The sequence below is a fragment of the Allobosea rubneri genome, assembly GCF_032464875.1.
GTDB lineage: Bacteria > Pseudomonadota > Alphaproteobacteria > Rhizobiales > Beijerinckiaceae > Allobosea > Allobosea rubneri.
In genome coordinates, this window is the sequence record NZ_JAWDID010000003.1 from 23,501 (window position 1) to 41,344 (window position 17,844).

General features: G+C 66.7%; 17 protein-coding genes. 6 read left to right on the plus strand and 11 right to left on the minus strand.

All coding sequences use genetic code 11. The features are described from left to right. Positions 1-48: 48 nt before the first annotated feature. Complete coding sequence (locus tag RKE40_RS02920) at positions 49-1,029, minus strand: glycosylasparaginase (RefSeq protein WP_316016748.1); 981 nt, start codon at positions 1,027-1,029, stop codon at positions 49-51. A gap of 239 nt (positions 1,030-1,268) precedes the next feature. Here RKE40_RS02920 and RKE40_RS02925 point away from each other — a divergent pair, with 239 nt between their 5' ends. Then, positions 1,269-1,970: a GntR family transcriptional regulator gene (locus RKE40_RS02925; protein ID WP_316016749.1), complete on the plus strand. Its 702-nt coding sequence runs from the start codon at positions 1,269-1,271 to the stop codon at positions 1,968-1,970. Between the two features lie 12 nt (positions 1,971-1,982). Here RKE40_RS02925 and RKE40_RS02930 read toward each other — a convergent pair whose 3' ends face one another. The 5 genes from RKE40_RS02930 to RKE40_RS02950 form a co-directional block, all read right to left on the minus strand. After that, entirely contained in the window at positions 1,983-3,074 is a 1,092-nt protein-coding gene (locus RKE40_RS02930; RefSeq protein WP_316016750.1) for an ATP-dependent DNA helicase, read from the minus strand. Positions 3,075-3,143: 69 nt separating this feature from the next. After that, the gene (locus RKE40_RS02935; RefSeq protein WP_316016751.1) at positions 3,144-4,121 is read right to left on the minus strand and encodes a methyl-accepting chemotaxis protein; all 978 of its coding nucleotides are present in this window, start codon (positions 4,119-4,121) and stop codon (positions 3,144-3,146) included. Then, positions 4,061-4,819, minus strand: coding sequence for a hypothetical protein (locus RKE40_RS02940; protein WP_316016752.1), 759 nt, complete (start codon positions 4,817-4,819; stop codon positions 4,061-4,063). Before RKE40_RS02940 ends, RKE40_RS02935 begins: the two co-directional genes overlap by 61 nt. 123 nt (positions 4,820-4,942) lie before the next feature. Then, a complete protein-coding gene (gene dapB, locus RKE40_RS02945; RefSeq protein WP_316016753.1) occupies positions 4,943-5,746 on the minus strand; it encodes a 4-hydroxy-tetrahydrodipicolinate reductase in 804 nt (267 codons plus the stop codon). An 87-nt stretch (positions 5,747-5,833) separates the two neighbouring features. Continuing rightward, a complete protein-coding gene (locus tag RKE40_RS02950; RefSeq protein WP_316016754.1) occupies positions 5,834-6,418 on the minus strand; it encodes a GNAT family N-acetyltransferase in 585 nt (194 codons plus the stop codon). A 94-nt stretch (positions 6,419-6,512) separates the two neighbouring features. On the opposite strand from RKE40_RS02950, the gene RKE40_RS02955 reads away from it, so the two are divergent. Beyond that, complete coding sequence (locus RKE40_RS02955; protein ID WP_316016755.1) at positions 6,513-7,130, plus strand: LysE family translocator; 618 nt, start codon at positions 6,513-6,515, stop codon at positions 7,128-7,130. Between the two features lie 16 nt (positions 7,131-7,146). Here the strand turns inward: RKE40_RS02955 and RKE40_RS02960 are convergent, their stop codons facing one another. Beyond that, positions 7,147-7,842, minus strand: coding sequence for an SDR family oxidoreductase (locus RKE40_RS02960; protein WP_066471190.1), 696 nt, complete (start codon positions 7,840-7,842; stop codon positions 7,147-7,149). Between the two features lie 127 nt (positions 7,843-7,969). Next, entirely contained in the window at positions 7,970-11,569 is a 3,600-nt protein-coding gene (locus RKE40_RS02965) for a hydantoinase B/oxoprolinase family protein (protein ID WP_316016756.1), read from the minus strand. Positions 11,570-11,815: 246 nt separating this feature from the next. Here RKE40_RS02965 and RKE40_RS02970 point away from each other — a divergent pair, with 246 nt between their 5' ends. From RKE40_RS02970 to RKE40_RS02985, 4 genes are all read left to right on the plus strand, one after another. After that, on the plus strand, positions 11,816-12,364 hold the full coding sequence (locus tag RKE40_RS02970; RefSeq protein WP_316016757.1) for a TRAP transporter small permease: 549 nt from the start codon (positions 11,816-11,818) through the stop codon (positions 12,362-12,364). Between the two features lie 3 nt (positions 12,365-12,367). Beyond that, positions 12,368-13,675, plus strand: coding sequence for a TRAP transporter large permease (locus RKE40_RS02975; protein WP_316016758.1), 1,308 nt, complete (start codon positions 12,368-12,370; stop codon positions 13,673-13,675). A 41-nt stretch (positions 13,676-13,716) separates the two neighbouring features. Further along, complete coding sequence (locus tag RKE40_RS02980) at positions 13,717-14,712, plus strand: TRAP transporter substrate-binding protein (RefSeq protein ID WP_316016759.1); 996 nt, start codon at positions 13,717-13,719, stop codon at positions 14,710-14,712. A gap of 105 nt (positions 14,713-14,817) precedes the next feature. Then, a complete protein-coding gene (locus RKE40_RS02985; RefSeq protein ID WP_316016760.1) occupies positions 14,818-15,369 on the plus strand; it encodes a winged helix DNA-binding protein in 552 nt (183 codons plus the stop codon). Between the two features lie 18 nt (positions 15,370-15,387). Here the strand turns inward: RKE40_RS02985 and RKE40_RS02990 are convergent, their stop codons facing one another. The 3 genes from RKE40_RS02990 to RKE40_RS03000 form a co-directional block, all read right to left on the minus strand. Continuing rightward, complete coding sequence (locus RKE40_RS02990) at positions 15,388-15,930, minus strand: SRPBCC family protein (RefSeq protein WP_316016761.1); 543 nt, start codon at positions 15,928-15,930, stop codon at positions 15,388-15,390. Then, entirely contained in the window at positions 15,930-16,238 is a 309-nt protein-coding gene (locus tag RKE40_RS02995; RefSeq protein ID WP_316016762.1) for an ArsR/SmtB family transcription factor, read from the minus strand. Before RKE40_RS02995 ends, RKE40_RS02990 begins: the two co-directional genes overlap by 1 nt. Before the next feature lie 231 nt (positions 16,239-16,469). Next, positions 16,470-17,429, minus strand: a complete 960-nt coding sequence (locus RKE40_RS03000) for a helix-turn-helix transcriptional regulator (protein WP_316016763.1) — start codon at positions 17,427-17,429, stop codon at positions 16,470-16,472. Positions 17,430-17,844 lie beyond the last annotated feature (415 nt).

Here is a 17,844-nt window from a genome sequence, read left to right on the forward strand (position 1 = left end):
CGAGCTTCCTCCTCCTGCGGTTGATCGTGGTCGAGCCGAACTCGGCTTTCAGAGACCCATGCGCTCATAGCGGCGATGGGCGGTCGGCTTGGGCGCGGCATCCTCGCTGACCGCGATGATTTCGGCTGGATGGCTGGCAGGCTCGGCCTCGCCCTCCCGCCAGAGCCAGTAATGGTTCTCCGGCAGGCCGTTGACGGCGACGACCTTGTGGCCGCCGGCGGTGTCGATGGCATGGATCGTCACTCGCCCGATCAGGCCGCCCTTCAGGCTGCGCATGTCCGCGACGGCCTCGTGGACCGCCTCCTCCACGCTCATGCCCATCTTCATGTAGAGCACCACCGCGCGGGAGGTGCCGGCCCGGATGCTCATCTCGCCGACGCCGGTGCAGGCGCAGGCACCGTAGCGGGTATCGGCATAGGAACCGGCGCCGATGATCGGGCTGTCGCCGAGGCGGCCGGGATATTTCCAGCCCCAGCCGGAGGTACTCGTCCCGGCTCCGATGTTCCCGGCCATGTCCTGCGCCAGGAAGACGGTGGTGTCGCGGCCGATCTCGGGGTCGATCGCCTGCTTGCAGAGCTCGGCCATCGGCACGTCGGGCCAGGCGGCGCGCTGCGCCTCGTCGACCTCCTCCGCGAACCAGCGCGCCCAGGCCGTGCGGGCATGCGGCATCAGGAGATCGCCGGCCTCGGCGCCGATCTCGGCGGCGAAGCGCCGTGCCCCCTCCCCGACCAGGAGCTCATGCGGCAGCCGCTCCAGCACCTGCCGCGCGATGCTGATCGGGTGCAGATAGCCGCTCAGCGCCCCGATCGAGCCGGTCCGCAGGGTCGAGCCGTCCATCACGGAGGCGTCGAGCTCGACCTCGCCGAGCAGGTTCGGCCAGCCGCCGCGCCCGACCGTCCGGACGCTCTCATCGGCCTCGACCAGCCGCACCCCGGCCTCGATCGCGTCCAGCGCCCCGGCACCGCCGAGGAGCTTGTGCGCCGTCGCGCCGATGCCGCTGGCCCCCTCATTGTTGCTGATCGCGATCATCGCAGGCGCCTTCCGAATGCTTTGAATATTGAATCCAATTTTTCTCTAATGGAAGCTGACCTCATCCGCAACGGGCTGTGAATGGCCAAATCATGGCCCATCGTGGGTAATGATCGATCGATGATCGGATCCAATAATATCAGGAAGGTTGCCTCCGCCGGGCCATCGGATTGAATGATGGCCGGTTTTGCGGCAGGAACAGGGTGAGCCGCAGAGGCGGGGAATCCAGAAATCAGGCGATGACAACAGCGACCAGCCCTGAGAAGACCATGACGCTGCATCGCGTCACGACCACCGGCCGGGTCGTCGACCTGTTGCGCGAGCAGATCCTGTCCGGGGCCCTGCCGGAGGCGTCGCTGCTGCGGCAGGAGAAGCTGGCGGCCGAGTTCGGCGTCAGCCGCGTTCCGATCCGCGAGGCGCTGCACCAGCTCGAGGCCGAAGGGCTGGTGACCATGCAATCCCACAAGGGCGCGGTCGTCTCCAGCCTGTCGATCGACGATCTCGAGGAGGTCTACGAGATCCGGGCCCGGCTCGAGACCTGGCTGCTGGAACAGTCGATGCCGCTGCTCTCCGAGCAGCACTACCAGAAGGCCGAGGCGCTATTCGCCCAGATGGTCGAAGACCGGCGCGACGAGAACTGGTCGAACCTCAACTGGGATTTTCACGCGACGCTCTACGCGCCGGCCAACCGCCCCCAGACCCTGGCGCTGGTCCGCAAGCTCTATCTCAACGCCTATCGGCATTTTCCGCTGCCGATCAGGCTGACCGGCTCGCGCGAGAAGATGAACCGCGAGCACCGCATCCTACTCGACCTCTGCCGGCAGGGCGACGTCGCACGCGCGACGGAGCATCTGGAACAGCACATCCTGATGGGCGCCCGCCATCTGATCAGCCGGCTGAAGGCGCTGCGGCGGCAGGAGGGCGACGCCGGCCGCACTTGAACGCACCAGCCGCTACACCACCACCGTGATCGTCTCGGCCGCGCGCGTCAGCCCGGTATAGAGCCAGCGCGCCCGGTGCTCGCGGAAGGCGTAGGCCTCGTCGAACAGCACGACATCGTCCCATTGCGAGCCCTGCGCCTTGTGCACCGTGAGCGCGTAGCCGAAGGTGAATTCGTCGGTGTGGCGCCTCAGCTCCCAGGGCACCTCTTCCTCGGTACCGTCGAAGAAGTTCGGCAGCACTGAGACTTTGACCGGCTTGCCGCCGGTATCGTCCTCCGGCGTCACCCGCATGGTGACGAGACCCTTCTTCGAGGTCTTCAACTCCTGCACGATCCAGGCACCGCCATTGAGCAGCCCCTTGCTCTTGTCGTTGCGCAGGCAGACCAGCTTCTCGCCCACGACAGGCACGTTCGAGCTGTGCCCCATCAGCTGCCGCATCCGGGCATTGTAGCCCCGACGCGTCTTGTTCAGGCCGACCAGCACCTGCCCGGCCGAGAGCACGATCTCGGGCGTGATCTGATCGCGCCGGATCACCCGGCTCTCGCCGTATTCTCCGACCTCGAGCCGCCCGCCCTCGCGCACGATCATCGACATCCGCACGATCGGGTTGTCGGCCGCCTGGCGGTGCACCTCGGTCAGCATAATGTCCGGCTCATGCTCCGTGAAGAAGCCGCCGCCCTTGACCGGCGGCAACTGCGCGGGATCGCCGAGCACCAGCACCTTCGTGCCGAAGGAGAGCAGGTCTCGGCCGAGTTCCTCGTCGACCATCGAGCATTCGTCGATGATGATCAGCTTGGCCTTGGCCGCGACGCTCTCGCGATTGAGCACGAAGGTCGGACTCTCCTCGTCGACCCCGCGCGAGCGATAGATCAGTGAGTGGATGGTCTGCGCGCCCTCGCAGCCCTTGTTGCGCAGCACGAGGGCCGCCTTGCCGGTGAAGGCGGCGAAGACGACCGTGCCGTCGACATCCTCGGCGATATGCCGGGCGAGCGTCGTCTTGCCGGTGCCGGCATAGCCGAACAGGCGGAAGAGCTGCGGCGAGCCGCCCTTCAGCCAGTCGGCGACGGCGCGGAGCGCGTCGTCCTGCTGCGGCGACCAGTTCATCGTGGGAAGCGTTCTGTTGCGGGCATGGCGCCCAATGGCCGCGAGTCGCAGCTTTACGGCAAGTGCCGATCACGCAGAGCGCAGGCGCCGCGCGAACTGGTTCGCCTCGACCTGAAGCGAGCCGATGCGCTCGTCCAGCCGTTTTGCGCCGCTCGCGCCCTGCTCGGCGCGGCTCACGCTGAGCGAATTGGCCTCGACGATCGTCGTCATCGCCTCGACGCCGGCGCGCGTCACCTCCGAGATGCGGGCGATGGTCTCGCCGAGATTCTGCAGCAGGCCGCTATGCGAGGCGACCATGCTGGAAATCTCGGTGCTGGTCTGCTCGACGGCTCCGACGCGCGTGACGATGCCGGAAATCGCGGTCGCCGCCTGGGACAGGGCCTCGTCGACCGCCGCGATGCGCGCCGCAACCTGGGCAGTGGCGTCCGCCGTCTGCGCCGCCAGCGCCTTGACCTCGCCCGCCACCACGGCAAAGCCCCGGCCATGCGCGCCGGCCCGTGCCGCCTCAATCGTGGCGTTCAGCGCCAGGAGGTTCGTCTGGCGTGCGATCGCCTCGATCAGCGCGACGACATCGCGGATCTGCCCGGCATTGTCGGTCAGTCGGCCGACCAGGCTCGCCGTGCCGGCAGCGTCGCGCGTCGCTTCGGTCGCGGTCTGCGAGACGCGCCGGACCTCGTGGTTGATCTGCTCGACCACATCCTCGAGCCGCAGGGCAGCGTCCGAGATCCGGTTCGCCTCCTCAGCCGCGTCGATCACCGCCCCTGCGGCGGCGCCGCCGCTCTGCGAGATCTGCTCGGCCTGGACAGCGGAATCGCCGAGTGCCGCACGCAGGCCCTCGCTCAACCCGGCAATGTCGGCGAGCAGACTGCCGATCCGTGTCTCGAACTCCTCGGCGATGCGGTGCAGTTCCTCGGTGCGGCGCGCCTGATGCGCCTGCGCCTGCTCCGCCTCGGCATCGCGCGTCACCAGCGTGGCGCGCGCCTCGCTCAGCGTCCGCACCGTGCGGGCGAGCTCGCCGATCTCGTCGCGCCGGCGCCGATGCGGCACTTCGATGTCTCGTCGCTGGCCATGGTCGCCTCGATCGCCGCCATCAGCTCGCGCAGCGGCCGGGTCAGATGCGCGCGCAGCAGGGCGATGGCGAGCGCCCCGCCGCCGAGCAGCAGGCCGACGGCGATCAGGATCACCCGCTGCCTGACCTGCTGTGCCAGCGCCTCGGCGCGCGAGGCCGCCTGCCCCGCCTGCCGGTCGAGATCGTCGCGGATCGTTGCGGTGACGCTGATGATCTCGCGGACATTGTCCCTCGCCGCGTCCGCCGTCGCCTCGATCAGCGCAGCCTTGGCCGAGACGCGACGACCGATGTCGACGATATCGCGCTGGAAGTCGATGAAGGTCCGGATGCGCGCATCGAGCGTCGGATGGGCCTGCAGCAGCGCAGGCGGCAGGGCCGAAATCAGGCTGGCGCGGGCGGCATCGACCAGCTCGACGGCCGCGTCGAGCCCATCGATCGCCTCCTCGACCTGCTTCGGGCCGGCGCCGTCATCGAACCGGCTCAGCAGGGAGGCCTGCGCCACCCGGCTCGACAGCAGCGAGGCGCGGTTGGCGAGCTGGAGGCCGCTGAAGGCTTCGCGATCGATCTGATGCACCGAAGCGAGGCCGCCCAGCGCGCTCGCCAGCCCCAGGGCCGCCGCGATTCCGAACAGGGCGAAGAGCAAGGTGATCTTCGCCGTCAAACCGAACCGCCGCATCCCGCCTCACCGTCATGCCCAACGCGGCTCTTCTCCCAGCTGCGAACGAACAGATCCTTAATGAAGCCAGCTAAGTATTTGAAAGAACGATATTTTTCTAAAATCGACGGGATTAGTGGCAGTTCATACCATCAGGCTGTCGAGCCCACGGCGCAGGCCGATTTGCTCGCCGACACGACGCGCCGCCAGCAAGGTGCCGCCGACATAGGGCGCGGCCGAGGTGCCCGCATCATGCCTGATCACCAGCCGCTCATCGGCGAGGCCGAACACCGCCTCGCAGGAGAGCACGAAGCCTGGCATGCGCAGCGAATGCACCTGCACCGGATGCGGTGCACCGATCGCCCCGCCGCGCGTCTCGCGCACGCCTCCGAGTTCGGAAACCGGCAGCGAGGTCCCGGCCATGCGCTCGGCGGCGAGCGTCTCAGCGAGCTCTCGCCCCGTGCCGGAAGGCGTATCGGGCTTGGAAGGCGAGGCATAGTCGATGATCTCGACATCCGGCACGTATTTCACCGCCTCGCGGGCGAAGCGCCGCAGCAGGGTGGCGGTGATCGAGAAGTTCCCGGCGGCGAGCACGCCGACGCCGGCATTCTCCGCCGCTTCGGCGATCTCGGCATAGTCCTCGCCGGACATGCCGGAAGCGCCGACCACGACATGCCGCCCCGCCGCGATGGCGGCGAGCACATTGCCCTTCACGCTGTCCGGCTTGGTGTAGTCGATCAGCACGTCGCTCGGCACGCTAAGCGCCTCCGCGACCGTCGCGAAGACCGGCAGTCCGTTCGCCGGAAGCTCCGCAGCCTCGCCGAGGTCGCGCCCGGCCGCCTGGCGCGAGACGCCCGCGACCAGTTCGAGATCGGGCGCAGCCATGATCGCGGCGACGAGCGCCATGCCGACCCAGCCGGTGCAGCCGGCAAGCGTGATGCGGATCATGGGCGGCTCCTCGCAGGATTGGAAACGAGCCAGAATTAGGCGAGCGCCCCGGCAAGGTCCATCGGCGCCGACCAGAGGAGAGCTTGGCTAGAGCACGAGCCGCATCAGCGGTCGCCCCTCCTTATGGCGCGCGACCTCCGCGAAACCGGCGCGCCGGAACACGCTTTCGGGCCCGACATAGAGCCCCTCGCCACTGCGCTTCGTATCGTTCGCCATCGGCGCGGCTTCGAGCAGCCGGGCGCCGCTGCGGCGCGCAAAGTCGATGCCGCCGTCGAGCAACGCGCCGGTGACGCCCTGGCTGCGAAAACCCTTGCGTACGAAGAAGCAGGAGGCCGCCCAGTTGCGCTCGTCCTGCGCCGGCGCATCGGGTAGCGGCGTCGAGGCACGGCGCGGGTTGTTCCATTCGGGCACATGCGCGCGCGGGCCGATCTGCAGCCAGCCGACAGGGACATCGCCAAGGAAGGCGAGCACGCCGGGCGGCGGCCCCTGCTTGACGCGCTGTTCGAACAATTGCCGCGCGCCCTCGCCGAGCAAGGGCTTGCGCAGCTTCGGCGCCATGCGGAAATGATTGCACCAGCAGCCATAGCACGGCCCCTGCGGCCCGAAGAGTTCCTCCAGCGCCGGCCAGAGCTCCGGCGTCAGCGGGACGACGTGAAACCCGGTGCTCGCCACGCGTCTTCTCCCCTCTCTCGACAGGCTTCCGCAAACAGGCGAGGAATGGAGCGTCGCCTCCAAGGCGGCCGCCAAGCCTCGGGAGGCTTCACCCATGTCACTCGAACTCTTCGCCGCCTATCTCCTCGCCTGCCTGGTCATCATCATCGTGCCCGGGCCGACCGTGACGCTGATCATCGCCAACAGTCTCAGGCATGGTAGCCGCGCCGGGCTTCTCAACATGGCAGGAACGCAGGCCGGCCTCGCCATCATGATAGCGATCGTCGGCATCGGCCTCAGCTCGGTGATCGCAGCGATGGGCCACTGGTTCGATTGGGTGCGGCTCGCGGGCGCCGCTTATCTGATCTGGCTGGGATGGAAGATGTACCGCAGCGCCGGCGAGGCCGCCGAAGGTGCGGCCGAAGCGCGCCCGCCGCGCGGCGGCTTCTTCCTGCAGGGCTTGCTGGTCGCGCTGAGCAACCCGAAGACCCTGCTCTTCTTCGGCGCCTTCTTCCCGCAATTCCTCGATCCGACGCGCGACTACGCCACACAGATCGCGATCATGGGCGCGACTACGATGCTGTTCGCGGCGGTCAGCGACGGCGCCTATGCCGTGCTCTCCGGCCGGGCCGGCCGCTTCCTGTCGCAGCGGCGCGTGCGCCTGCTCTCCAGGTTCAGCGGCGGCTTCCTGATCGGCGGCGGGCTCTGGCTCGCCTCGACCCGCGGCAACTGAGATCCAGCGGCACCGCCTACCAGGGGATCGTCTCGCCCTTCCAGGTTCGGAAGCTGTTGGTCTCGGCCATGCCGGAGGCGTCGATGGTCTCGATCAGTCCGGCGGCGCTCTCGGTCGCCGGGATATCGGCCCCGCCGCCGCCCATGTCGGTCTGCACCCAGCCGGGATGGAACAGCAGCACCGCGATCTCGCTCGCGCGCACCGCATTGCCGAAGGCGACCATCACCATGTTCACCGCGGTCTTCGAGGATCGATAGGCGATGGCACCGGACGGGTTGCCGCCGAGCGAGCCCATCCGGCTGGAGATCGTCGCGATCTTTCGCCCACTGCCGGCCTCGATATTAGGCAGGAAGGCCTGCGCCACCCGCAACGGCGCATAGACATTGACCTCGAAGACCTCGCGCCAGGCGTCGAAATCCATCTCGAAGGCCGATTGGCGGTCGCGTGGGCCATAGAGCCCGGCATTGTTGACGAGGACGTCGAGCGGCCGCCCGGCGAGCGCCCGCTTGGCAGCGGCGACGCTCTCGTCTGAGGTCACGTCGAGCTCGAGGGGGGTCAATTCCCCGACATGCACGCCCGCGAGCTCGGCCAGCGCCCCGCCCCAGGGATCGCGCGCGGCGGCGATCACATGATCGCCCCGTCGCAGTAACTCCATCGTCAGCGCGAGGCCGATGCCGCGATTGGCGCCGGTGATCATCCAGGTCTGCGACATGCTCAGGTCTCCTTGGCGCAGGCGTCCTTGCGAGGAGACTTCAGCTGGCGAGGCAATCCAAGGGGACAAAGCGCAATCCCGGATTGCTTCGCCGCACTCGCAGTGACGACAGGCGAAGAGCTATGTCTCAGCCCTTGCGCTTTCCATACCCCCCCGCCGTCGGCGTCAGCACCGTCACGGCCTCGCCGGCCTGCAGGAAGGTCTGGTCCGAGGGCTTCAGCTCCTCGACCTCGCCCGAAAGCCGGCGCACCAGCGTCCGCCCGAGCTCGCCGGGCTCGCCGCCCTTCATGCCGAACGGCCTGACCTTGCGATGCGAGGCGAGGATGGCGCAGTCCATGCTCTTGCGGAAACGGATGGTGCGGCTGGTGCCGTCGCCGGCATTCCATTCGCCCTTGCCGCCCGAGCCGGCGCGGATGTGGAAATCCTCGAGCACGACCGGGAAGCGCGTCTCCAGGATCTCCGGATCGGTCAGGCGCGAATTCGTCATGTGGACATGCACACCCGACGTGCCGTTGAAGCCCGGCCCGGCCGGCGAGCCCGAGCAGATCGTCTCGTAATACTGGTACTGATCGTTGCCGAAGGTCAGGTTGTTCATCGTGCCCTGCGAGCACGACATCGCCTTCAGCGCACCGAACAGCGTGTTCGTCACCGCCTGCGAAACCTCGACATTGCCGGCGACCACGGCGGCCGGATAGCGCGGCGCCAGCATCGAACCTTCCGGCACGATCACCTTGATCGGCCGCAGGCAGCCGGCATTCATCGGGATCGCATCGTCGACCATGACGCGGAAGACATAGAGCACGGCGGCGCGGGTGACCGGCGCCGGGGCGTTGAAATTGTCCTCGCGCTGCGGGGAGGTGCCGGTGAAGTCGACCGTCGCCTCGCGCTTCTCGCGGTCGACGGTGATCTTCACCTTGATCGCGCAGCCCTGGTCCATCGGATAGGTGAACTCGCAATCGTGGAGCTTGGCGAGCAGCCGCGCGACGCTTTCGGCGGCATTGTCCTGGACATGGCCCATATAGGCCTGCACCACGTCGAGGCCGAAGGAGCGGATCATCTTCTTCAGCTCCGCCACGCCCTTTTCGTTGGCGGCGATCTGCGCCTTCAGGTCGTTGACGTTCTGGACGACGTTGCGCACGGGGTAGCGCGCCCCGGTCAAGAGCTTGACCAGTTCCTCCTCGCAGAAGCGTCCCTGATCGACGATCTTGAAGTTGTCGATATAGACGCCCTCTTCCTCGATGTTCGTCGCCAGCGGCGACATCGAGCCCGGTGCGGTGCCGCCGACATCGGCGTGGTGGCCGCGGCTCGCCACCCAGAACAGGATGTCCTTGTCCTGCGCGTCGAAGACCGGCGTGCAGATCGTGATATCCGGCAGGTGCGTGCCGCCATTATAGGGCGCGTTCAGGCAGTAGACATCGCCCGGCCGGATCACCGGGTTGTTCGAGATCACCGTCTCGACCGAGCGGTCCATCGAGCCGAGATGCACGGGCATATGCGGCGCATTGGCGACGAGCGCACCGGTCTGGTCGAAGACCGCGCAGGAGAAGTCGAGCCGCTCCTTGATGTTCACGGAATAGGCGGTGTTCTGCAGCGTCACGCCCATCTGCTCGGCGATCGACATGAACAGGTTGTTGAAGATCTCGAGCATGACTGGATCGGCTTTGGTGCCGATCGCCGCCTGCTGGATCAGCGCCTTGCTGCGCACGAGGACGAGATGGTTCTTGGCCGTGAGCTTGGCGCTCCAGCCCTCTTCGACCACCACGGTCTGGTTCGGCTCGATGATGATGGCCGGCCCGGCGACCGATTGTCCCCGTGCCAGCGCCTCGCGCCGCACGATCGCCGCGTCATGCCACTGCCCCTTCGAGAACAGGCGGGTACGCTCGGCGACAGCCGGCTCGCCGGCCGCTTCGCTGGCCGACGGCTCCTCGAACTTCGCGCCGCCTCCGACCGCCTCGACCTCGACCGCCTCGACGACGAGCGCCTTGGTCTCGTCGATGAAGCCGAAGCGCGCGCGATGGGCGTTCTGGAAGGCCTCCTGCATCTCGGCGCGGCTGCCGAACGGAGTCGCGATCGCGGTGTCGGTGCCGGCATAGCGGATATGGGCGCGGACATGGATGGCGATGTCACCGGCCGGCACGCCCTGGCCTGCGACCTCGGCCGTCGTCTCGGCGCCGAGCCGCTCGGCGATGGTTGCGATCGCCGCCTTCGCCTCGCCATCGAGCGGAACATCGAGCGCAGCCGTTCGCGTCGCCCGGATCTCGGCAAGGCCCATGCCATAGGCAGAGAGCAGGCCGGAGAACGGGTGCAGCAGCACGGTCTTGATGCCGAGCGCGTCGGCGACGAGACAGGCATGCTGGCCGCCCGCGCCGCCGAAGGAGTTCAGCGCATAGCGGGTGATGTCGTAGCCGCGCTGCACCGAGATCTTCTTGATCGCCTCGGCCATGTTGGCAACGGCGATCTGGATGAAGCCGTCGGCGACCTCCTCGGGCGAGCGGCCGTCACCGACCTGTGCTGCCAGCGTCGCGAACTTGGTGCGCACCGTCTCGACGTCGAGTGGCGCATCCTGCTTCGGGCCGAAGATCGCCGGGAAATAGGAGGGGATCAGCTTGCCGACCATGACGTTCGCGTCGGTCACGGCGAGCGGGCCGCCACGGCGATAGGCCGCAGGTCCCGGATTGGCGCCGGCGGAATCCGGGCCGACGCGGAAGCGAGCGCCGTCGAAATGCAGGATCGAGCCGCCACCGGCGGCGACCGTATGGATCAGCATCATCGGCGCGCGCATGCGCACCCCTGCGACCTCGGTCTCGAAGGCGCGCTCATACTCGCCGTCAAAATGGGCGACGTCGGTCGAGGTGCCGCCCATGTCGAAGCCGATCACCTTGTCGAAGCCGGCCGAGCGACCGGTCTCGGCGAGGCCGACGACGCCGCCGGCCGGTCCCGACAGGATCGCATCCTTGCCCTGGAAGAGCTCGGCGGCGGTGAGCCCGCCCGAAGACATCATGAACATCAGCCGCGCGCCGGTGCGGGCGATGTCGAGCTCTTCCGAGACCTGCGCGACATAGCGCCCGAGGATCGGCGAGAGATAGGCATCGACGACGGCGGTGTCGCCGCGCCCGACGAGCTTGATCAGCGGCGAAACCTCATGGCTGACCGAAACCTGGGGAAAGCCGATCTCGCGGGCGATACGCGCCGCGACCTGCTCATGCGCCGGATAGCGATAGGCGTGCATGAAGACGATGGCGACGGCGCGGAAGCCGGCATCGTACTGCCCTTGCAGGGCCGCGCGGATCGCCGTCTCGTCGGGCGCCCGCTCGACGGCCCCGTCGGCCAGGACCCGCTCATCGACCTCGACCACCGCCTCGTAGAGCTGCTCCGGCTTGATGATCTCCTTGGCGAAGATGTCGGGCCGCGCCTGGTAGCCGATGCGCAGCGCATCGCGAAAACCCTTCGTTGTGACGAGCAGCGTGCGGTCGCCCTTGCGCTCCAGCAGCGCGTTGGTCGCGACCGTGGTGCCCATCCTGACCTCGCCGACCAGCGCCTCGGGGATCGGCTGGCCGGCCTTCAATCCGAGATGATCGCGAATGCCCTGCACGGCTGCGTCGCGATAGGCGCCGGGGTTCTCCGAGAGCAGCTTCCTGGCATGAAGCTTGCCATGCAGATCACGGCCGATCACGTCGGTGAAGGTGCCGCCACGGTCGATCCAGAAATCCCAACGGCTCGCGGTCATCGCACCCTCCCAAGTGACGACAGAGATTTGGATTACATTTCATCGATAAATCGTCGATGAAAAATTGACAAGTCGAATTCGGCGGCTACGATCGCAATTGTGACCGGAACATGGCTGAGGGGCCAGGCCGGCCGGGACAAGGGAGAGAGCAATGACGGGATCGGCCCTGACCTTCTGGCCCGGAGAGCGCCGGCGCTTCGACGCCGTCCGCATGGCTCAGCCTGTCCCGGCGCAGCGGAGCGCCAGATGATCCGCACGGCGCTCGACAAGCTCTACCTCTTCGCCGGCTACGCCGCCGGCTGCTTCCTGATCGCCATTCTCGTTCTGATGATGGGGCTCTCGCTCGGCCGCGAGGTCGGCTTCAACATTCCCGCCGGCGACGACTTCACCTCCTGGTGCATGGCCGCGATGGCCTTTCTCGGCCTCGCCCACACCTTTAAATCCGGCGAGATGATCCGGGTCGGCCTCTTGATCGACCGCTTCAAGGGCCGCAAGCGCTGGCTGTTCGAGACTTTCTCCCTGGTGCTCGGCCTCGGCTTCACCGGCTTCTTCGCCTGGCACGCCTCGGTGATGACCTGGCAGTCCTATGCCTTCAACGACGTCGCCGGCGGCGTGGTCGCCATGCCGATGTGGATCCCGCAGCTCGGTTTTTCGGGCGGGCTGGTCATCCTGTTCATCGCCATGCTCGACGAGTTCATCCATGTCGTGCTGCGCGGTAACGAACCGCGCTACGAGAAGCCTCCCCCGCAATCCGACGAGGAGATCGTCGAGCGCGCCATGCAGAGCGGGGTCTGAGCCATGTCCATGATCGAAATCTCCGCGCTGCTGCTCGGCCTGCTGGCGGTGCTGCTGGCCGGCGGCGTCTGGATCGCGATCTCGCTGATGGCCTGCGGCTGGGTGGCGATGCAGTTCGTCGCCGGCGGCATCCCGGCCGGCTCCGTGCTCGCCACGACCATCTGGGGCAACAGCGCCTCCTGGACGCTCGCCGCCCTGCCGCTCTTCATCTGGATGGGCGAGATCCTCTACCGCACCCGGCTTTCGGAAGAGATGTTCCGCGGCCTCGCCCCCTGGCTGAACTGGCTCCCGGGCCGGCTGATGCACGTCAACGTGCTGGCCTGCGGCATCTTCGGCTCGGTTTCCGGCTCGTCGGCGGCGACCTGCGCGACCGTCGCCAAGATCGCCCTGCCGGAGTTGAAGAAGCGCGGCTACAACGAGAAGCTCGCCCTCGGCTCGCTCGCCGGCGCCGGCACGCTCGGCATCCTGATCCCGCCATCGATCACCATGGTGGTCTATGCGGTGGCGGCCAACGTCTCGATCATCCAGGTCTTCCTCGCCGGCTTCCTGCCCGGCCTGCTCGTGATGGCGCTCTATTCCGGCTACATCGCGGTCTGGCACCTCATGCATCCGGACAAGGCGCCGCCGCCCGAGCCGAAGATGCCGCTGCGCGAGAAGCTCAGGGAATCCGCCAACCTGATTCCCTGCATGCTGTTGATCGCGCTGGTCTTCCTGTCGCTGCTGCTGGGTTGGGCGACGGCGACCGAATGCGCCGCCTGGGGCGTGCTCGGCTCCTTCGGCATCGCCTGGTGGTCGGGCTCGCTCACCAGGGAAGCCTTCTGGCAGAGCGTGATGGGCACGACCCGGATCACCTGCATGATCATGCTGATCCTCGCCGGCGCCTCCTTCATGTCGACTTCGATGGCCTATACCGGCATCCCGCTGGCGCTGGCCGCCTGGGTCGACTCGCTGCACCTCTCGCCTTACGCGCTGATCGCCGCGCTGACCGTGATGTACATCATCCTCGGCGCCGCACTCGACGGCATCTCGATGATCGTGCTGACCACCGCGATCGTCATCCCGATGATCAAGGCCGCCGGCTTCGACCTCGTCTGGTTCGGCATCTTCCTGGTGCTGATCGTCGAGATGGCCGAGGTTTCGCCGCCCGTCGGCTTCAACCTCTTCGTCCTCCAGACCATGTCCGGCAAGGATTCCAACACGGTGGCGCTCGCCGCCCTGCCCTTCTTTTTTCTGCTGGTCGCCGCCGTGGCGATCATTACGATCTTCCCGCAGATCGTGATGTATCTGCCCGAACTCGCCTTTCCGAAATGATGCGCAACGACAATCACAACCAAGAGGGAACGGAGAACACCATGAAGCGTATCGATTTCATCAGGGGTCTGCTGGTCGCAGGCGTCGCCGCCGCCAGCCTTTCATTCGCGGCGACCGGCGCGCTGGCGCAGACGAAATGGAACCTGCCGGCGGCCTATCCGGGCGACAATCCCCACACCGAGAACCTCGTCACCTTCGCCAAGGACGTCGAGGCGGGAACCGGTGGCAAGCTCTCGGTCACCGTCCACGCCAACGCCTCCCTGTTCAAGGCGCCCGAAATCAAGCGCGCCGTTCAGACCGGCCAGGCCCAGATGGGCGAAGTGCTGATGTCGATCCACGAGAACGAGGATCCGGTCTTCGGCATCGACGTCGTGCCCTTCCTCGCCACCTCCTTCGCGGATTCCAAGAAGCTCTATGCCGCCTCGAAGGCGGCGGTCGAGAAGAAGCTCGACAGCCAGGGCATCAAGCTGTTGTTCATGGTCCCCTGGGCGCCGCAGGGCGTCTACGCCAAGAAGGACCTGAACTCGACCGACGACATGAAGGGCCTGAAATGGCGGGCCTATAATGTCGGCACCACCCGCCTCGGCGAGATCCTCGGCATGCAGTCGGTGACGATCCAGGCGGCCGAACTGCCGCAGGCGCTGGCGACCGGCGTCGTCAACTCCTTCATGTCCTCCGGCGGCACCGGCTACGATTCCAAGGCCTGGGAGACGCTGAGCCATTTCTACGACGTCCAGGCCTGGATCCCGAAGAACGCCACCTTCGTCAACAAGGCCGCCTTCGCCGCCCTCGACAAGGCGACGCAGGACGCGATCCTCAAGGCGTCGGCCGATGCCGAGGCACGCGGCTGGAAGCTTTGGGAAGAGAAGACCAACTGGTATCTCGACCAGCTCAAGTCGAAGGGCATGAAGGTCCAGAAGCCGAGCGAAGCGCTCGCCTCCGGCTTCAAGAAGGCCGGCGACACCCTGACCGCAGACTGGCTGAAGAAGGCCGGTGCCGACGGCCAGGCGATCATCGACGCCTACAAGAAGATGTGACGCCACGCATAGCCGCCCGCTCGCGCGCGGGCGGCTATGCACACCGGCCCACGACATGACGAGGCCCCGCTTGCGAGGGACCTCGCCGCCAAGGATGACCGCGCGATGCAAGATCCCGACGCCACCCCGCCCGATACGAAGCTCGCGGCCTCGCTGCTCGGCCCGATTGTCTCCTCCGGCCATCTGGCCTCGGGCGCGATGCCGGCCCTTTCGGAGTTCGAGTTCGCGCTCAGCATGACCGTGCACGCCTTCCATCGCTGGATGCTGCGCGGCATGACGGCGGCGGGCATTCCCGATCTAACCCCGATGGACGTGCTGGTGCTGCACAACGTCAACCATCGCGGCAAGCCCAAGCGCCTCGCCGACATCTGCCTGATCCTCAATATCGAGGACACGCATGTCGTGAACTACGCGCTCAAGAAGCTCGAGCGCCTCGGCCTGATCAAGGGCGGGCGCAAGGGCAAGGAAAAGACCGCCGCGGTGACCCCCGCCGGCGAGGAGGCGTGCCGGCGCTATGCCCAGGTCCGCGAGCAACTGTTGGTGAAATCGGTGCTGGCGACGGGCATCGACCCGGCGCGCCTCTCCGAGATCGCGGCCGTGATGCGCTCGCTCTCCGGCCAGTACGACCAGGCGACGCGCGCTGCGGCGAGCCTTTAGGCTCTCCCCGGCAGAGCCTTACTTCGCCGCCTCGGCGTAGCGCGCAGCGTACTCCGCCTCGAGCCCGCCGAGCCTCGACCAGAAGCCGCGCGGCGGCGCGCCGGTCAGCCGGTCCTCGAGGATGCCGAGATGCATGTGCCAGCCGCCGGAGACGCTGGTCATCTCGGCCTTGTCGGCCAGCTTGCGATGCGTCACCACGAGCCTGACCCGTTCGCCTTCCGGCGCGAGCTCGAACGTTACCTCCGATGTCGCTTGCCCCTCGCCCGGCCAGGTGAAGGCGATCGCCCGCTGCGGCTCGTAGCGCGTCACCGTGCCGTGGCTGAGCCAACCCTTCTCATGCACCTCGCGATAGCGCTCGGGCGGCGCCTCGTCGGTGATCTCCGAGTGCTTGAACAGCAGTTCGGCCTTACCGCCGACCCGCGGCTCGATCTCGCCCGAGGCCAGCCAGGTCCCGCGCTTGCCGGACTCGGTGATGTAGGCCCAGACCCGCTCCAGCGGCCCCGGCAGGACACGCTCGAAACGCACCGCGCCGCTTTCCAGAACAACCCCATACTCGTTCATCACGCCACTCCCTCGTCCTTCTCGGGTTTTGCCAGTTCCTGCTCCAGCCGGCCGAGCGAGGCGTTCCAGAAGCCGCGCACCTGCCGGACCCAGGCCTCGAATGCCTCCAGCCCCTCGGGATCGAGCCGATAGATCCGGCGCTGACCGCTGACCTCGACCGTCACCAGGCCGGCCGCCTTCAGCACCTTGAGATGCTGCGAGATCGCCGGCGCGCTGACCTCGAAGCGCGCCGTGATCTCGCCGGCCGCAAGCGCCCCCTCGCCCAGCATCTCGATGATGCGGCGGCGCGTCGGGTCTGCGAGGGCCATGAACCTGTCCATGTCCCAATAATTTCGATATCACTTAATTAAGTCAATACGAAAATATTAGGCTGCACAGTTTAGCGGTGACGCGGCTTCCGCTCGCATTCGGGACTGGCTTTGGGGCTGCGATAAGCGAAGACGATGATGGCCGCCCCAACACGGCGGCGCCGGCACATATCGCCCGGAAAGCTCGAAGTTCAGACCGGGGCCAACAGGCCCCTAGGAACGCAGAGGCCTCTAGACGCAAAGCACGCCTATCGAGGCGCGATAATCGGTGGGTGACATGCCGAAACGGAACCGGAAATTCCGGTTGAAGGTCGAAACACTCTCAAATCCGGCTTCGTAGGCGATAGAAGTCACGTTCTCATCCGACGCGCGCAGGCGCCGCGCCGAGAAAACCAGCCGCTCGTCGACGAGCATCTGGTGAAAGCTCCTTTCGCGTAGCTCGAATGCCTTGAACAGCGCCCGCTCACTCAGCCCGAGCAGCTTGGCCGCCTTCGCAGCAGTGAGATTTCCGTCGCGAAACCTGTCCCGGATCAATCTCGCTGCACGCGCGAAATGCGCGTCGAGCCCGGGCGTGCTGTCGATCGCGTCCCCTTCCCCGGTCAGCGTAATGGCCGTGAGCTCGGTAAAATTGTGAATCAGCCTTTTCAGATCGACATCCTGCGTCTGTTCGGAACGCAGCGTGTCGACATAGTGATTGAATAGCGCCGTCCTGGAGTTGATCGCCAGATGGTGCGCAAGGTCGCGCGAGATCAGCGCTCCATACTTCTGGAGTTGCTTCAGGGGAATGGTCGTCATGTCGGCGATCATCGCGACGCCGCCGGCGGCGACGGGCGCGATCGCGTAACTGATCAAGGCGTCGGGGCCGGAAATGAACGCCTCGCCCGGCTTCACCTGCCATGTGCTGCCCGAGCGGTCCTGCAGATGAAGGAGCCCCTGATGCACACGGAATACCCGCGCGGAATCCGTGCAGCCGATGAGACGGGCGTTTTCACGCCAAACGCCCGAATAGCTGGCGATGGCCACATTGCCGATCGCGAGCTCGGCACGTCGTCTCCCCGACAGAGAACAGGTAAAGCCCCGGCGATCGGCATCGACGAGTTGCGCCTCCAATTGCGGAAGGACGCCGTCTGCCCAGTACGCCAGCGCCTGATCTACACCGACATCGTCGGTGGAAAAGCGAAAATGTTCCATCGCCGCTCGATCCCGCGCCTTGATGGCACGGCGCCAGCTTGCTGCATTGACTTGCCTCAATTGTGATCATCGCAGAGGCGCGAGGCGCTTAGGCGAGCGCGGCACCGCCGATCTACCCAAAGGCCGCAAGACCCCACCCAAAAACCGCGACCCGATCGGCAGCCGCTTCTCTGAAAAGCCATGTGCAGTGCGGTGATCTTGGAAGGTCCGTGCCAAGACCTCTTCGAGGCCACTGGACGAGATGCGCTGATCCCGCAAGCAGTCGCGCAGCACGATCTGAGCCGAGAACGTGCGGGAAACGATGAGACAGCGAGCGCCGACGAGCCGAAATGCGGCACCCAGATCGTTAACCAAGAACGCCTGGAAGCACGTTGCCATGAACCGCAGAAGTGCGCATCATCTTCCATGCGCGAGA

What these genes read in the sequence shown, in the direction of transcription:
- RKE40_RS02985 (WP_316016760.1), top strand. Translation starts at nt 14,818, where the DNA reads ATGCAAGATCCCGACGCCACCCCGCCCGATACGAAGCTCGCGGCCTCG.
- dapB (WP_316016753.1), bottom strand. Translation starts at nt 5,746, where the DNA reads ATGATCCGCATCACGCTTGCCGGCTGCACCGGCTGGGTCGGCATGGCG.
- RKE40_RS02980 (WP_316016759.1), top strand. Translation starts at nt 13,717, where the DNA reads ATGAAGCGTATCGATTTCATCAGGGGTCTGCTGGTCGCAGGCGTCGCC.
- RKE40_RS02920 (WP_316016748.1), bottom strand. Translation starts at nt 1,029, where the DNA reads ATGATCGCGATCAGCAACAATGAGGGGGCCAGCGGCATCGGCGCGACG.
- RKE40_RS03000 (WP_316016763.1), bottom strand. Translation starts at nt 17,429, where the DNA reads ATGGAACATTTTCGCTTTTCCACCGACGATGTCGGTGTAGATCAGGCG.
- RKE40_RS02930 (WP_316016750.1), bottom strand. Translation starts at nt 3,074, where the DNA reads ATGAACTGGTCGCCGCAGCAGGACGACGCGCTCCGCGCCGTCGCCGAC.
- RKE40_RS02940 (WP_316016752.1), bottom strand. Translation starts at nt 4,819, where the DNA reads ATGCGGCGGTTCGGTTTGACGGCGAAGATCACCTTGCTCTTCGCCCTG.
- RKE40_RS02995 (WP_316016762.1), bottom strand. Translation starts at nt 16,238, where the DNA reads ATGGCCCTCGCAGACCCGACGCGCCGCCGCATCATCGAGATGCTGGGC.
- RKE40_RS02965 (WP_316016756.1), bottom strand. Translation starts at nt 11,569, where the DNA reads ATGACCGCGAGCCGTTGGGATTTCTGGATCGACCGTGGCGGCACCTTC.
- RKE40_RS02975 (WP_316016758.1), top strand. Translation starts at nt 12,368, where the DNA reads ATGTCCATGATCGAAATCTCCGCGCTGCTGCTCGGCCTGCTGGCGGTG.
- RKE40_RS02955 (WP_316016755.1), top strand. Translation starts at nt 6,513, where the DNA reads ATGTCACTCGAACTCTTCGCCGCCTATCTCCTCGCCTGCCTGGTCATC.
- RKE40_RS02960 (WP_066471190.1), bottom strand. Translation starts at nt 7,842, where the DNA reads ATGTCGCAGACCTGGATGATCACCGGCGCCAATCGCGGCATCGGCCTC.
- RKE40_RS02925 (WP_316016749.1), top strand. Translation starts at nt 1,269, where the DNA reads ATGACAACAGCGACCAGCCCTGAGAAGACCATGACGCTGCATCGCGTC.
- RKE40_RS02990 (WP_316016761.1), bottom strand. Translation starts at nt 15,930, where the DNA reads ATGAACGAGTATGGGGTTGTTCTGGAAAGCGGCGCGGTGCGTTTCGAG.
- RKE40_RS02970 (WP_316016757.1), top strand. Translation starts at nt 11,816, where the DNA reads ATGATCCGCACGGCGCTCGACAAGCTCTACCTCTTCGCCGGCTACGCC.